General features: G+C 73.7%; 9 protein-coding genes. 4 read left to right on the top strand and 5 right to left on the bottom strand.

The window, feature by feature from the left end:
- Positions 1 to 154: 154 nt before the first annotated feature.
- From ABZ312_RS31500 to ABZ312_RS31485, 4 genes are all read left to right on the top strand, one after another.
- Complete coding sequence (locus ABZ312_RS31500) at positions 155 to 2,059, top strand: Na+/H+ antiporter NhaA (RefSeq protein ID WP_500439249.1); 1,905 nt, start codon at positions 155 to 157, stop codon at positions 2,057 to 2,059.
- A 71-nt stretch (positions 2,060 to 2,130) separates the two neighbouring features.
- Positions 2,131 to 2,847, top strand: coding sequence for a HEAT repeat domain-containing protein (locus ABZ312_RS31495; RefSeq protein WP_500439248.1), 717 nt, complete (start codon positions 2,131 to 2,133; stop codon positions 2,845 to 2,847).
- Between the two features lie 281 nt (positions 2,848 to 3,128).
- Entirely contained in the window at positions 3,129 to 3,794 is a 666-nt protein-coding gene (locus tag ABZ312_RS31490; protein WP_499514378.1) for a response regulator, read from the top strand.
- A complete protein-coding gene (locus tag ABZ312_RS31485) occupies positions 3,791 to 4,891 on the top strand; it encodes a sensor histidine kinase (RefSeq protein ID WP_500329068.1) in 1,101 nt (366 codons plus the stop codon). Before ABZ312_RS31490 ends, ABZ312_RS31485 begins: the two co-directional genes overlap by 4 nt.
- Here the strand turns inward: ABZ312_RS31485 and ABZ312_RS31480 are convergent.
- The 5 genes from ABZ312_RS31480 to ABZ312_RS31460 form a co-directional block, all read right to left on the bottom strand.
- Entirely contained in the window at positions 4,852 to 7,641 is a 2,790-nt protein-coding gene (locus ABZ312_RS31480) for a cation-translocating P-type ATPase (protein WP_500439247.1), read from the bottom strand. The genes ABZ312_RS31485 and ABZ312_RS31480 overlap by 40 nt on opposite strands.
- Before the next feature lie 67 nt (positions 7,642 to 7,708).
- Positions 7,709 to 8,668, bottom strand: coding sequence for a polyphosphate kinase 2 family protein (locus tag ABZ312_RS31475; protein ID WP_500360015.1), 960 nt, complete (start codon positions 8,666 to 8,668; stop codon positions 7,709 to 7,711).
- Positions 8,669 to 8,729: 61 nt separating this feature from the next.
- Positions 8,730 to 9,578, bottom strand: coding sequence for an AraC family transcriptional regulator ligand-binding domain-containing protein (locus ABZ312_RS31470; RefSeq protein ID WP_500439246.1), 849 nt, complete (start codon positions 9,576 to 9,578; stop codon positions 8,730 to 8,732).
- A gap of 267 nt (positions 9,579 to 9,845) precedes the next feature.
- Entirely contained in the window at positions 9,846 to 11,936 is a 2,091-nt protein-coding gene (locus ABZ312_RS31465) for a SpoIIE family protein phosphatase (protein ID WP_500329073.1), read from the bottom strand.
- A 148-nt stretch (positions 11,937 to 12,084) separates the two neighbouring features.
- Positions 12,085 to 14,526, bottom strand: coding sequence for an ATP-binding SpoIIE family protein phosphatase (locus ABZ312_RS31460; protein WP_500329074.1), 2,442 nt, complete (start codon positions 14,524 to 14,526; stop codon positions 12,085 to 12,087).
- Positions 14,527 to 14,571: the final 45 nt, after the last annotated feature.

Raw genomic sequence — 14,571 nt, 5'->3', positions numbered from 1 at the left:
CCGGCGCCGGGGCGCCAACCGCCGGGCCCGCGGCCGCCGGAGCGGTCACCGTGCGTAGGGCGGGCGCGCGCCGCGGAACCCCCGCCCGGGCCGCGGTCCTGACCCGTGGCCCGTGCGACAGGCCACCGTCGCGGGCGCGTGCCACGATGTGCGGGTGAGCGCGTTCTCGTCACTGCGGGCAACGGGGCAGACTCCGCGCCGCCCCGGCGTGACCACTCCGCGCCTGCGGTTCCTGCGCACCGAGACGGCGGGCGCCGGTTTCCTGCTGGCCGCCACGGTCGTCGCCCTGGCCTGGGCCAACCTGGCGCCGGGCAACTACGAGTCGGTGTGGCACACCCATCTGTCGCTCACGCTGGGTTCACGGGGGGTGTCGCTCGACCTGCGGGAGTGGATCAACAGCGGGCTGATGACGCTGTTCTTCTTCATCGTGGGCCTGGAGGCCCGCCGGGAGTTCGACCTCGGCGAGTTCCGCGAGCGGACCCGGATCACCCTGCCGACCATGGCCGGACTCGCCGGGATGCTCGTACCGCTCGGCCTCTACCTCGCCTTCACCCACGGCACCCCCGAAGCGCGCGGCTGGGGCACCGTGATCTCCACCGACACCGCGTTCGCCCTCGGGATGTACGCCCTGCTGGGCCGCAGACTCCCCGCGGCCACCCGGGCGTTCATCCTGACCGCGTCCGTCGTCGACGACTTCATCGCGCTCGCCGTGATCGCGTTCGCGTACACCAGCGGCATCTCGTGGCCCGAACTGTTCGTCGCCATCGGCCTCTTCGCCGTCGGGATCGGGGCGGCCAACTCCATCGTGCGGACCTGCGGCGAGTTCCGCGGCGCCGCCTACGCGCTGACCGGCGTGGCGGTGTGGTTCGCCCTGCTCGGCTCCGGGGTGGACCCGGTCGTGACCGGGCTGGCGCTCGGTCTCATGGCCTGCGACCACCCGGCGCGCGGCGCCGACCTGCGCCGGGCCAGCACGCTCTACCTGCGTTTCAGGGAGCAGCCCACACCCGCGCTGGAGCGCAGCGCCCGGCGGGGTCTGGCGCTGTCGGTCTCGCTCAACTCCCGGCTGCAGGAGCTCTTCCGGCCCTGGACCAGCTATCTCATCGTCCCCGCCTTCGCCCTGGCCAACGCCGGCATCACCATCGACGCACGGCAGTTGGCGGCCGCGTTCACCTCCCCCGTCACCCTCGGCATCGTCGTCGCGTACGTGGTGGGCAAACCGCTCGGGATCGTGGGCGCCTCCGCGCTGACCACCCGGCTCAGCCGCGGCCGGCTGCGCCCGGCGGTCGGCTGGGGAGCGGTGACGGCCGGCGGCACCATCTCCGGCTTCGGCTTCACCATCGCCCTCCTCATCGCGGACCGCGCGTTCCAGGGCGGACGGCTCGCCGAGGCGAAGGTCGGCATCCTCGCCGCGGTGGTCCTCTCCTTCCTGCTCACCTGGTGCGTCACGCTCGTCCTGAACCGGCTGCCCCGGGCGGTGCGCCGGCGGGCGCTGCTCGGCAAGTCGCAGCAACTGGAGGACCTGGCCGTCCCCGTGGACCCGGAGCGCGACCACGTCCGCGGCCCGCACGACGCCCTGGTCACCGTCGTCGAGTACGGCGACTTCGAGTGCCCCTACTGCGGCGAGGCGGAGCCCGTCATCCGCGACCTGCTCGCCGACTTCGGCGATGTCCGTTACGTGTGGCGCCACCTGCCGCTCGCCGACGTGCACCCCCACGCCGTCCAGGCCGCCCGCGCCACGGAGGCCGCCGCCGAGCAGGACCGCTTCTGGGAGATGCACGACCAGATCTTCGCCCACCCCCAGTCGCTCGACTCGCGGGGACTCGAACGGCTGGCCACGGCGATCGGGCTCGACATCGAGCGCTTCCGGCGCGACGTCGAGACCCGCTCCGTCGCGGTCCGGGTCGCCGAGGACGCCGAGTCCGCGGACCTGAGCAATGTGTCGGGGACCCCGACGTTCTTCATCAACGGCCGCCGTCACTACCGCGCGTACGACATCGAGAGCCTCTCGGCCGGGGTCCGCGGCGCGCTGGAGCGCGCGAAGGCGGCCCTCCACCACTGACGCCCCGCGGGCACTGTCGTACCGGGCCCGTAGGCTCCCGGTACCGCAAGCACGAACCGGGAGGGGGCCCCATGGACGAGACGGCGGTCGCCGACCTCGAGGCCCTCGCCACCGGACTGGCGGACCCCGACGCGGACCTCGACGCCCTCCACGTGCTGGAGGGGCGGGTGCTCGCCGCCCGCGACGCGGCCCTCGTCCCGGCGCTGGAGGCCCACCTCGCGGCCGTGGTGGAGGCGCGGGGCTGGTACGCACGCGCCGTACTCGCCGGGATCCTCGTGCACACGGCGGGCCGTGCCTCGCTGCCGGCACTGCTGCGCGCCCACGCCCCGGACCTCGGGGACGACCAGGACTCCCTCACGGCGCAGCTGACCCGCCTCGCCGAGGAGGACCCCGCCTCCGCCCGCGCGCTGCTGCTCCCCTGGACCCTCGATCCGGACCCGGAACTGCGGCGGACGGCGTTCTGGCTGCTCGGCTACGTCCGGCACGCGTCCGACGTCGAACGGCTCGCGCGGGCCGCCGCGGACCCGGACGAGGGCGTCCGCCGCGCGGTGGCGGGGGCGCTGACCGGGAATTGCGGGACCGATCCGCGGGCCGCCGACGTCCTGACCGGGCTGCTCTGCGACGTATCGCCGGGCGTGCGGATCTCTGGGCTGAGCAGCCTCGGTTCCGCACGGTGCCCGCGGACCCTGCCGGCGATCCACGGGCTCGCGGACGACCCCGACGTCAGGGTCCATTCCTGGGTGCCCGTCGCACTCGCCCGGTTCCCCGCCCGGGACGACGCCGGTTGATCAGCCGGGCCGGAGGGCCGGGGCGGCGCACGGGGGAACACGAACCTGCCGGGCACCGCCGGACCGCGCGCGCAGTGGCCCGCGGCGCACCCGGTGTTACGTTGGTCAGTGCTCCAGGGTTGTGGAAACCGCCCGCGGCACCCCGTCGGGCAGTCGTCCGGAACCGCGCCCGCCCCCGACCGGCGCTCCCCGTCACCTGGCCGGACGCGGCCCGGTGACCTGCCGGACGGCGCGCGGCGTGGTAGGAATCGGGCAGGGGTCCGGTGGCGAGTGGAGCACGCGTGATCCGGGTATTGGTGGTCGACGACGAGGCCCTGATCCGTACGGGCTTCCAGCGCATCCTCGACGCGGCGGACGACATCGAGGTCGTGGGTGCGGTGCCCGGCGGGCAGGCGATCCGTACGGCGCAGGACGCCCAGCCCGACGTCGTCCTGCTGGACATCAGGATGCCCGACGTGGACGGGCTCACCGTCCTGGCCGGGCTCCGTCGGCTGCCGCAGCCTCCGGTGGTGGCGATGCTGACGACCTTCGACATGGACGAGTACGTGACCACGGCGCTCCGCTCGGGCGCGGCCGGTTTCCTGCTGAAGGACACCGACCCCGAGGAACTGCCCTTCCTGGTGCGAACCCTGGCCGACGGCGGCGCCGTGCTGTCGTCCAAGGTCACCCGGACGGTCGTGGACGGCTACCTTGGCGCGGGCCCGCAGGAGTCGGCGGCCCGCGGCGTGGCCCGGCTGACCGAGCGCGAGCGCGCCGTCCTCCTCCTGGTCGCCGAGGGCCTGTCGAACGCGGACATCGCCGGGCGGATGCACCTGGGGACGGGCACGGTGAAGGACCATGTGAGCGCCATCCTGACCAAGCTGCAGGTGGGCAGCCGGGTGCAGGCCGCGCTGCTCGCGGAGCGCGCGGGGCTGCTCAAGCGGCCGCAGGACGGTGAGGGCGGATGAGGTTCCGGCGTCCGACACCCGTGGTGGTGGACCTCGTCGTCGTCGCGGTCGCGCTGTTCGACATCTGGGTCAACGTCGACCCGGAGGAGCCGGTGCGCCTCGGGTGCGCCCTCGGCGGCGCCGTCGCCCTGATGCTGCGCCGGCGTCTGCCGCTGATCACCTTCGTCCTGGCGCTGCCCGCCGTGCTGGTCTCGGACGCCGCCTTCGCCACGCTGGCCGCGCTCTACACCCTCGCCTCGCTCTCCCAGCGCCGGTGGCTGCTGGCCGGCTGCGCGCTGGCCTTCACGATCGCCGACATGGCGCCGTGGCCCGCGCCGAAGTTCGACCTGTCCGAGCCCTCGACCCTGATCACCCTGAGCTACACCGCCGCGACGGCCGCCGCACCGGTCTTCCTGGGCCAGCTCGTGCAGGCCCGGAGGGACCTGTCGCTGCGGCTCACCGAGATCTCGGAGGCCCGTGACCACGAGCGGCTGCTCACCGCGCAGACCGTACTGGCCAAGGAACGCGCCCAGCTCGCGCGGGAGATGCACGACGTGGTCTCCCACCAGGTCAGCCTGATCGCCGTACGGGCCGGGGCGCTCCAGGTCGGCACGCAGGACGCCGAGGTCAAGGAGGCCGCGGCGACGATCCGGCGGCTGAGCGTGCAGACCCTGGACGAGCTGCGGCACATGGTGAGCGTGCTGCGCGCGGCCGGCGGCCGGCCCACGGAACTGACCCCGCAGCCCTCCCTCGCGGACCTGGAACGGCTGGTGAGCGGCAGCGGCATCGAGGCCGAGCTGCAGCCGGACCTGCCGGACGGGCTGCCGCCGACGGTGCAGCGCGCGGTGTACCGCACCGTCCAGGAGGCTCTGACCAATGTGCGCAAGCACGCGCCCGGGGCCTCCGCACGGGTCCGGATCCACCGCCAGGGCGGCACCGTCCGGGTCACGGTCACCAACACCGCCCCCACCCGGCCCGCACTCCCCCTGCCCAGCGCCCACTACGGCCTCGTGGGCCTGCGGCAACGCGCCGCGCTGCTCGGCGGCACCGTCACCTCGGGCCCGACGGCCGACGGCGGCTACGAGCTCAGGCTGGAACTGCCCGCCGCGGGCACCTGAAGCGGCGCCGCCCGGCCCCGCTCCGCGGCCGCCGCATGCACCCGGCGTGCCAGGAGTTTGCCGAGCTCCCACAGGAGCAGCAGGACGACGGCGGACAGCAGGGCCCAGCCGAACTGCCGCAGGTTGATCCCGGTGGTGCCCAGGATGCGCCGGAAGCCGTCCATCTGGGTCACCAGGACGGCGAGGACGAACTCGCCCAGGGCCGCCCAGTTCATCTGCTTGCTGTCGAAGGTGGTGGTCGTGAGGACGGAGGCGGTTTCGCTGCGGCACTCGAACGCGGCCACGATCAGGCAGAGCGCGAAGGCGGTGAAGGCCATCGAGTTGCCGACGGCGGCGCTGTGGAAGTGGCTCTCCCCCACCTTGATCAGGGCCAGCAGGATGACGGTGACCGCCAGCCCGCTCAGCCCCACGGTGATCAGCACGGGCCTGGTGAGCACGGACTGCCCGCGGGGCCGGGGCGTGCGGCGCATCAGGCCGGGGCTCTCCTGGTCGAAGCCGAGGGCGAAGCCGAAGGGGGCGTTGACGACGAAGTGCACCCACAGGACCTGGGCGGGGGTGAAGGGTTCACCGGCGGCGATGTTGAGCAGGGTCGCGCCGAGGAAGGTCAGGACGAAGGTGACCAGCAGCAGGAGGACGAAGCGGATGTACTTGGTGAGGTTGTCGTAGAGCTTCCGGCCCTCCTCCACCGCGTGGATGATCGTGGCGAAGTTGTCGTCGGACAGGATCATGCGGCCGGCGTTCTTGGCGACGTCGGTGCCGCTGCCCATGGCGATGCCGATGTCCGAGGCCTTGATGGCGGGGGCGTCGTTGACGCCGTCGCCGGTCATCGCCACCACCTCGCCCTTCTTCTTGAGGGTGTCGGCGAGCAGGACCTTGTGCTCGGGGGCGACCCGTCCTACCACGCCGATGTCGTCGATGCGGGCGAGGCGTTCCTCCTCCGGCAGCGCGGCGAAGTCCGCGCCGAGCATCGCCTCGCCGGGGATGCCGAGCTGCCGCGCGATGGCGGCGCCGGTGGTGACGTCGTCGCCGGTGACCATGCGGACCCTGATGTGGGCGGCCTGGGCGTCCGCGACCGCGTCCCGGGACTCCTCGCGGGGCGGGTCGATCATGCCGACGAGGCTGGTCATCCGCAGGTCGGTGACGAGGGCGAGGAGGTCGCCGGCGGGGTCGAAGCCGGCGGGGTCCAGGTCGCGGGTGGCGGCGGCCATGACGCGGCGTCCCTCGCCGCCCATCCGCTCGGTGGCCCCCTGGGCGCGCCGGCTGAGGTCGTCGTCCCAGGGCACGGTCGTACCGGCGGACAGCGCGGTCGCGGCCCGTGCCATCACGGCCGGCGCCGCGCCCTTGACGAAGCACCGTACGACCGGGCGGCCCGAGGCGTCGGTGGCCGAGTGGAAGGTGGCCATCAGCTTGTAGCCGGGGTCGAACGGCAGGGTGGCCAGCCGGGGCAGCCGTTCGCGGGTGGCCTCGATGTCCAGCCCGGCCTTGTGGCCGAGGACGAGCAGCGCGCCCTCGGTGGGGTCGCCCACCACCGTGCCGTCCACCAGTTTGGCGTCGCTGGCCAGCACGTACGGCAGGATTGCGTCCTCGATGCCCGCGGAGGAGCCCGCGGCGTGGTGGATCCTGCCCTCCAGGCCGTAGCCGGTGCCGGAGACGGTGTAGCGGTCGGTGGGGCTGACCACCTCGACGGCGGTCATCTGGTTCATCGTCAGGGTGCCGGTCTTGTCTGAGTTGATGGCGGAGGTGAAGCCGAGGGTCTCGACCGAGGGCAGTTCCTTCACGATCGCGTTGCGCCGGGCGAGGTTGAGGCTGCCGACCGAGAGGATCACCTGGGTCACCGTGGGCAGCGCCTCGGGGATCGCGGCGATGGCCAGGGACACCGCGCTGACGAACAGCGCGTCCCACTCCTGGCCGCGGGCACGGCCGAGGGCGAACATCACGACCATCGTCAGGCCCGCGGCCGCGGCGATCCACAGGGTGAGGTCGTCGAGCTCCTTGGTCAGCGGCGACTGCTCCTTGGCGGTGGCCGACAGCATCCCGGAGATCTTCCCCAGCTCCGTGCCCGAGCCCGTGCCGGTGACGATCAGGACGCCGCTCCCGTGCGTGACGGGGGTGTTCATGAAGGCCATGTTGGTCTGGTCGCCGGGCCCGAGGGGGGTGGCGCCCGCGGGCAGGGCGCCGGTGTCCTTGACGGCGGGGACGCTCTCGCCGGTCAGCGCGGACTCGTCGATCTGCAGGGCGTTGGCCCGGACGATCCGCCCGTCGGCCGGCACCTGGTCGCCGGCGGCGATGAGCACGATGTCGCCCGCCACGACTCCCTCGGCCGGGATCTCCGACTCGGTGCCGTCCCGCCGCACCCGCGCGGTCGCCTTCATCATCGACTTCAGGGCGTTCATCGCGCTCTCGGCCTTGCCCTCCTGGCGCAGCCCGACGACCGCGTTGAGCAGGGTCAGCAGGACCAGGAGGATGCCGGTGCTCCACTGGGCGATCAGGAACGAGACGACGGCCGCGGCGACCAGGATGATCTGCATGTAGCTGCGGTACTGGTCGAGGAAGCGCCGCCACGCCGGCGGCGGTTTCTCCTCGGGCAGCGCGTTCGGGCCGTGCGCGGCCAGCAGTTCGGTCACCCGCGCCGCCGGCAGGCCGGCGTCCGGGTCGACCTCGAACGCCATGGCGACGTCCTGCGGGGACCGGGCGTACCAGCCTTCCGGTGACGCGGGCCGTTCCCCCTCCGGGTGGGGCTGCACCGTCATCGTCCTGCCTCCGATCCGGTCGCTGCGTCGGGCCGTCCGGCGGTCCGGCGGTCCGGCGGTCCCGGCCCTAGCGGCGCCGCGCGTCCTTCGTCCGCCGCCGGGCCGCGTACGGGTCGGCCGGCGCCCCTTGCGGGGCCTCGGCCTCCAACTCCCGCCGGGCGGCGAGCAGGTCGCGCCGGGCCTCCTCGCCGACCGTGGGGTACTGGGGGTCGATCTCCATCAGCGTGTGGGCGAGCACCGCCGCGGCGCAGATCCGCGCGAACCACTTCCGGTCCGCCGGGACGACGTACCAGGGGGCGTGCTTGGTGCTCGTCGCCGACAGCATCTCGGAGAAGGCCCTCTGGTACTCGTCCCAGTGGCGGCGCTCCCGCACGTCGGCGGCGGAGAACTTCCAGTTCTTCTCGGGGAGGTCGATCCGCTTCAGGAAGCGGGCGCGCTGCTCCTCCTTGGAGAGGTTGAGGAAGACCTTGACGACCTTGAAGCCGTTGTCGGTCAGGTAGCGCTCCCAGTTGTTGATCTCCTGGTAGCGCCGCTCCCAGATGCCCGCGCCCTTGGGCTGCTCCGGCAGCTTCTGCCGCTGGAGGACCTCGTGGTGCACCCGGACGACGAGGACCTCCTCGTAGTGGGAGCGGTTGAAGATCGCGATCTCGCCCCGCGCGGGCAGCCGCTGCGCGTAGCGCCACAGGTAGTCGTGGTCGAGCTCCTCCGCGGAGGGCACCTTGAAGCTGCTGACCCGCACGCCCTGCGGGTTCACCCCGCTCATGACGTGACGGATGGTGCCGTCCTTGCCCCCGGCGTCGAGTGCCTGGAGGCAGAGCAGCACCCCGTAGGTGTCCTGGGCGGCCAGCCGCGCCTGGTACTCGGCCAGCAGCGACACACCCGTGCTCAGCAGTCCGACGCCGTCCCGCTTCTTCAGGCTGCCCTTGTACCGGGGGTCGAAGTCCCTGGCCAGGTCCACGGTGAACCCGGGCTCCACGCGCAGCGGCTCGATGAACGCGGCTATGCGCCTGGCCTGAGTGTCCGCCATCGCCGTCCGGCCTTTCTACGAGCGGGGATACCCGCCACGGTCCGCCGCCCCGGACGGTGCGTCAAACGGACCGGGTCCGTTCGCCTGAACGGGCGGCGCCGGCCGCGGACCGGATCGGCGGCCCGGCCTGCCCGCACCTGCGCCACTCCCGCGGGCTGCAGCCGAACCGGTCGTGGAACCAGCGGGAGAACGCGCTCAGCGACGAGAAGCCCAGCAGACGGGAGACCTCCGTGAGCGACCGGCACGGGCCGGCCACGAACTTCCGCGCCAGGTCCATGCGGGTGGCGTTGAGCAGCGAGGAGAACGTCTCGCCCGAGCGGGCCAGGTGCCGGTGGAGGGTGCGCCGGTCGACGCCGAGGCTGCGGGCCACCTGCTCGATCGAGCAGCGGCCGGAGGGCAGCAGCACCTCGATCAGTTCCCGCACCCGGTCCACGACGGCGGCGTCCCGGGGACCCGCGAGCACCTGCGGCCGCCCGCCCGCGTACCCGGGCGGGCGGTCCGCAGTGGCGTTGCGGGCGTCGAGGTCGTCGTCCCGCAGGAGGATGCCGTCGAACTCCCGGTCGAACTCCACGACCGGGCCGAACAGCCGCCGGTGGGTCACCGTGTCCGCCGGTGCGGGGTGGGCGAACCACACCGAGAGCGGCTGCCAGTGGGGGTGCAGCACCTCGCGCAGGGTCCGGTGGTAGGCGGCGACGGCCAGTTCCGTGGCCTGCCGGGCCTCCATCGGCACGCCGAGCCGTACGCCCACCCTGAGGGCGGCGAGTCCGTCCGCCTCGGACAGCCGGGCGTCCAGCACCTCGTTGTACACGCGCTGGTGCCGGATCAGGACGCCGAGCACACCGCGGACGTCGGGCTCCTGACGGACGACCAGGCCGATCGGGCCCAGGCCACGGCCGCGCCGGAAATCCACCGCTCCGGGACGGCGAGCGTCGCGACGTCCAGGCCCACGCGCCTCATCAGCGTCCGCGGGTCGATGCCGAGGGAGCGGCTCAGCTCGGCGTATCCGCTGAGCGCGGCGGTACGGACCAGGGGCCGCAACGGCGCACACCCCCTCTCCGTCCGAGAATGACGGGCCCGCCGTCACGCCGGGCCGGGCACGCGGCGGAGTCGGCAACCTAGCACGGCACCCGGCACCCGGCCCGGCCTTCGTGGACCTCGCCGCCGGCGGGCGGGCCGGTCAGCCCGCAGGCGCGGGGAGGGCCTGCTCGGTCCAGATCGTCTTGCCGTCCTCCGCGTACCGCGTGCCCCACAGGTCGGCGAGCTGGGCGACGATGAACAGCCCACGGCCGCCCTCGTCCACGGTGCGCGCGTGCAGCAGGTGCGGGGCGGCGGGGCTGGTGTCCCGGACCTCGCAGGTCAGCATCCGGTCGTTGATGAGGCGCAGCCGCATCGGGGGGCTCCCGTAGCGGATCGCGTTGGTGACCAGTTCGCTGACGATCAGCTCGGCGTTGAAGACGGTGTCCTCGTCCGCTCCCCACTCGGCGAGCCGGTCGCGGACCAGGGCCCGCGCGGTGGCGACCGCCGTGCGGTCGTCCGCGAGCGGCCAGGCGGCGACGCGGTCGGCCGGGAAGGGGCGTGTGCGGGCCAGCAGGAGCATCGGCAGACCCTGGTCGACGCCACCGGGAAGCGTGTACATGATCTCGTCGCAGATGTCCTGGAGCGGACGGTCCGGCCCCGGCCGGCCGCCCTTGAGCGGTGTGGAACCGCCCGCCAGGTGCAGGGACAGCACCGGCGAGCTGGTGAAGGCCAGGACGCTGCCCTCCGGGATGTCGAGCTCGGCGGCGGCGAAGGGCGTCCCCCCTGCGGTGCCCAGCCGCGGCCCGTCCGGGATCTCCGGGATCTGCGCGCTGCCGTCCGGCCGTACGAGCACCGGCGCGAGATGACCGGCGCGGGCCATCGTGCATCTGCGGGTCAGCGGGTCGTACACGGCGTACACGCAGGCGGCGGTGAGGGTCTCCCGGTGCAGTGGGTCGGCGGGCGGCAGTGAGGCGCGCTCGGCCGCCAGGTGCGTCGTGATGTCGTTGAGCCGGGCCAGCAGCTCGTCGGGCCCCAGGTCGAACGCGCTCAGCGAGCGGATGACGGTACGCAACTGGCCCATGCCGGCGGTGGCGTGGATGCCCTGTCCCGCCACGTCCCCTACGACCAGCGCGGTGCGGGCGCTGGACAGCGGGATCGTGTCGTACCAGGACCCCGCCGCGCCCTCCCTCGCCGCCGACAAGTAGGCGGTCTCCAGCGCGGTGTGCGAGACGGGGCGACGGGGCAGCAGCTGCCGCCGCACCGTGGCGGCGACGCTGTGCTCCCGGGTGTAGCGGCGGGCGTTGTCGATGCACAGGGCGGTGTGGTCGGCCAGCTGCAGCGCGATCTCCACGTCCTCCTCCGTGAAGGGCTCCAGGCGTTCCGTGCGGTAGAGGCTGATCAGCCCGAGCACCGTCCCGCGCAGTGCCAGCGGCACCGTGAGCAGCGTCTGCATCCCCGAGGCACGGATCGCCTCGGCGCGGGCGGGGTCGGTGGCCAGCCACGGCAGCCCGGAGTGCAGCCGCACCACGCGGGGACGCAGGTCGGACAGCGCCTGGGTGTACGGGGTCGGGTCGGGCAGGCTCCGCACGTCGCCCACCGGGTACGCCTGGGGCTGCCCGAGGCCGGCGCTGCTCCCGAACGCGGCCCGCCGCAGCGGGGTCCCCGGGGGCAGCGGCGACAGCGGCGGGTCGTCGCCGCGGACCACGTCGTCGACGACCTCCACCACGACGACGTCGGCGAAGGCGGGCACCACGGCGTCGACGAGTTCCTCGCAGGTCACCACCACGTCCAGGGTGCGGCCCACGCGATCGCGCACCGCGTTGAGGACGCGCAGCCGGGCACGCCCCTTCTCCCGCTCGGTCACGTCGACCACGGCGAGCGCGACGCCCAGGACCGTCCCGTCCGGGTCCTCCAGCCGGAAGACGGAGAGCGAGTAGGAGTGCGACTCGCCGTCCCCGGTCAGCGGGTACGTCCGCACGAGGTCCTCGATCAACGGGACGCCGGTCTCCAGCACCTGGCGCAGGCGCACCTCCACGTCGTCGGGCGAGACGACGGGATAGGCGTCGCGGAAGTACCGCCCGAGGAGGTCCTCCGAGCGCACCCCGCGCATGGCAGGGGTGCCCATGTTGACGCGGACCACCCGCAGGTCCGGGTCGAGGACGTGCAGGCCGACCGGCGACTGGGTGAACAGGGCGCGCAGGATCGCCGCCTCCGCGTCACCCATGGGAGCGGGCGGGCTGCCGTGCGCCACTGGAACCACCTCCGTCGGCGCCCGCCCGGTGGACACGGGATGGGCGCCGCCTACGGCCGTCCTCCCCAGGTTTAGTGCGAACCACCGCAACCGGCGACCCGGGCGGCCCGGATGCCTGACACCGCCAGGACACGCCGCCCCGCCCGCCTCAGGACTCGGACAGCGGCTGCTCCGCCCAGATGGTCTTCCCGCCCGCCGTGTAGCGGCTGCCCCAGCGGCTGGAGAGCTGGGCGACGAGGAACAGCCCGCGGCCGCCCTCGTCGGACAGCCGGGCCCGGCGCAGCCGGGGCTGGGTCTGGCTCGGGTCGGACACCTCGCAGACCAGGGTGTCGTCGCGGATCAGGCGCAGCCCGACGGGGTCGCCGCCGTAGCGGATCGCGTTGGTGACCAGCTCACTGGTGATGAGTTCGGTCGTGAACGCCAGGTGCTTGAGGTCCCACAGCTGCAGCTGGCTCTCCACCGCGGTCCTGGCCCGCGCCACGATCGCGGGATCGGCGGGGAACTCCCAGGTGGCGACGGAGCCGGGCGGCAGGGGGCGCATGCGAGCGACGAGCAGCGTGACGTCGTCCCCGGGCGGTTCGGCGAGGAGTTCGTCGAGGATCGCGCGGCCGGTCTGGGTGGGGGTGCGGGTCCCTCCGGGGTCCGTGGCGAGCACCGAGCACAGACGCCCGAGCCGCTCCTGCGCGGAGCCGTCGGGATGGGACAGGAGCGGCTCGTTGAAGAACGCGAGCAGACCGCCCGGGGGGACCTCGAAGCCGACCGGCTCGAAGGGCAGGCTGTCCACGCCCAGCGCCGGACCGGGCTTGAGGCCGATCACCTGGGCGGGGGCGCCCGGCGCGGCGTACACCGGCGCGGGATGCCCGGCGCTCGCCATCTCGCAGCGGCCCTCGACGGGGTCGTAGACGCAGTACAGGCAGGTGGCGCCGACCGCGCTGCCGCCCGCCGTGCCGTCCTGGTCCTCGCCGTGCGGCGGGGCGACGTCGCCGAGCCTGACGACGAGGTCGTCCATGTGGGCCAGGAGCTCACCGGGCGGCAGGTCGAGGTCGGCCAGGGTCTGCACCGCCGTGCGGAGCCTGCCCATGGTGGCCGCCGCGTTCAGGCCGTGGCCGGTGACGTCCCCGCTGACCAGCGCCAGCCGGCTGGAGGACAGCGGGATCACGTCGAACCAGGCGCCGCCGACCGCTTCCGTCGTGCCCGCCGGTACGTAGCTGCCGGCGGTCAGCACCCCGGTGGTCTCGGTGATCGACGGCGGGAGCAGGCTGCGCTGGAGCGCCTCGACGGTACGGTGCTCGCGCGTGTAGCGGCGGGCGTTGTCCAGGCCCAGGGAGGCCCGTGAGGCAAGCTCCTCCGCGAGGCCGGCGTCGCCCGGGCCGTACGGCGGGAGGGCGGCGGTCCGCCACATCACCAGGACGCCGAGCACCAGGCCGCGGGCGATCAGCGGCACGCTCAGGAAGGACACCGCCGTATCGGGCAGCAGCAGCCGGCTGCGTTCGAGGTCCCCGGCCAGGCCCTCGCGCCAGGAGGTCAGGTCCGACCTGAAGACGGCGGCACCACCGCGCAGGTGGTCGCTCTCCAGGCTGCGCAGGCGGAAGCCGGCGCCCCGGGGGTGGATCTCGGGGGGCCAGGAGCCGTCCGAGGAGGCCACGGCTACCCTGCGGAAGGGGGCACCGAGCCGGAACTCGCCGGGTTCCTGGCCGATCAGCACGGTGTGGGTGAGGTCCACCGCGGCCAGGTCGGCGAAGCGGTGGGAGACGAGCACGTCCACGAGTTCCTGGGCGACCCTGGCGACGTCCAGGCTGCGGCCGATGCCCTCCGCGGCGGCGTGCATCAACTCCATGCGCTGGCGGGCGGCGTACTCCTGGGTGACGTCGGTGAAGATGACGGCGACCCCGACGGGGCGGTCGTTCGCGCCGTGCAGCCGGAAGGCGGAGAACGACGCCACCCTTTTGACGTCCGGTGTCCCCTGGCGCCGGGCGCTGTGCACCCAGGCGACCAGCGGCTCCCCGGTCTCGGCCACGTGCCTCAGCTGCTCCCGGAGCGCCGCCGCGTCCTTGGGGAGCAGCACGTCCTCGACGGTCCAGTCCGTCGGATCCACGCGGACGCCTGCTTCCGGCGGGAGGTCGATGCCGGAGACGAGGTTGAACCGGGTGGTCTCCAGCGCCATGTCGTGGATCGCGAGGCCGACGTGCCGCTGCTGGAAGAGGGCCCTGAGCAGTGCCTCGTCCTCCCTGCGGCGTTCGGCCACCGCGCGGGGTGTGACGGTCACGACCATCCCCCCGGTCGGGCCGCCGCCCGCGGCCGTCGGCTGCACCCGCAGCCGCACCGGGACCGTGGTGCCGTCGCTGTGCCGCAGCTCGGCGTCCTCCTCCGCTTCGGCGGCGCCGGCCGCGGGGAGGAGGCGTGCCCACACCTCCGGGGCCGTCAGGAGTTCGGCGACCGGGTGTCCGCACACCGCCCCGGGGGGCCGTCCGGTCAGCTCGTGCACCGATCCGGTGCACATGAGCACGTCGCCGTGCCCGTCGACGACGAACAGGGCGCCGCTGCCGTCATGCGGCGAGCCGAGGTTGTCCAGGTCGGTGTGTGTAGTCACCCGGTCGTCCGATGTCGTGGTTCCCCCTCCCATTCAAACCCCCGG

Origin of the sequence: Streptomyces sp. NPDC006207 (assembly GCF_040613835.1) — a bacterium.
Classification (GTDB): Bacteria; Actinomycetota; Actinomycetes; order Streptomycetales; family Streptomycetaceae; genus Actinacidiphila.
Note: the sequence above shows the minus strand (reverse complement) of the source record. Positions and strands in the feature narration are given on the sequence as shown.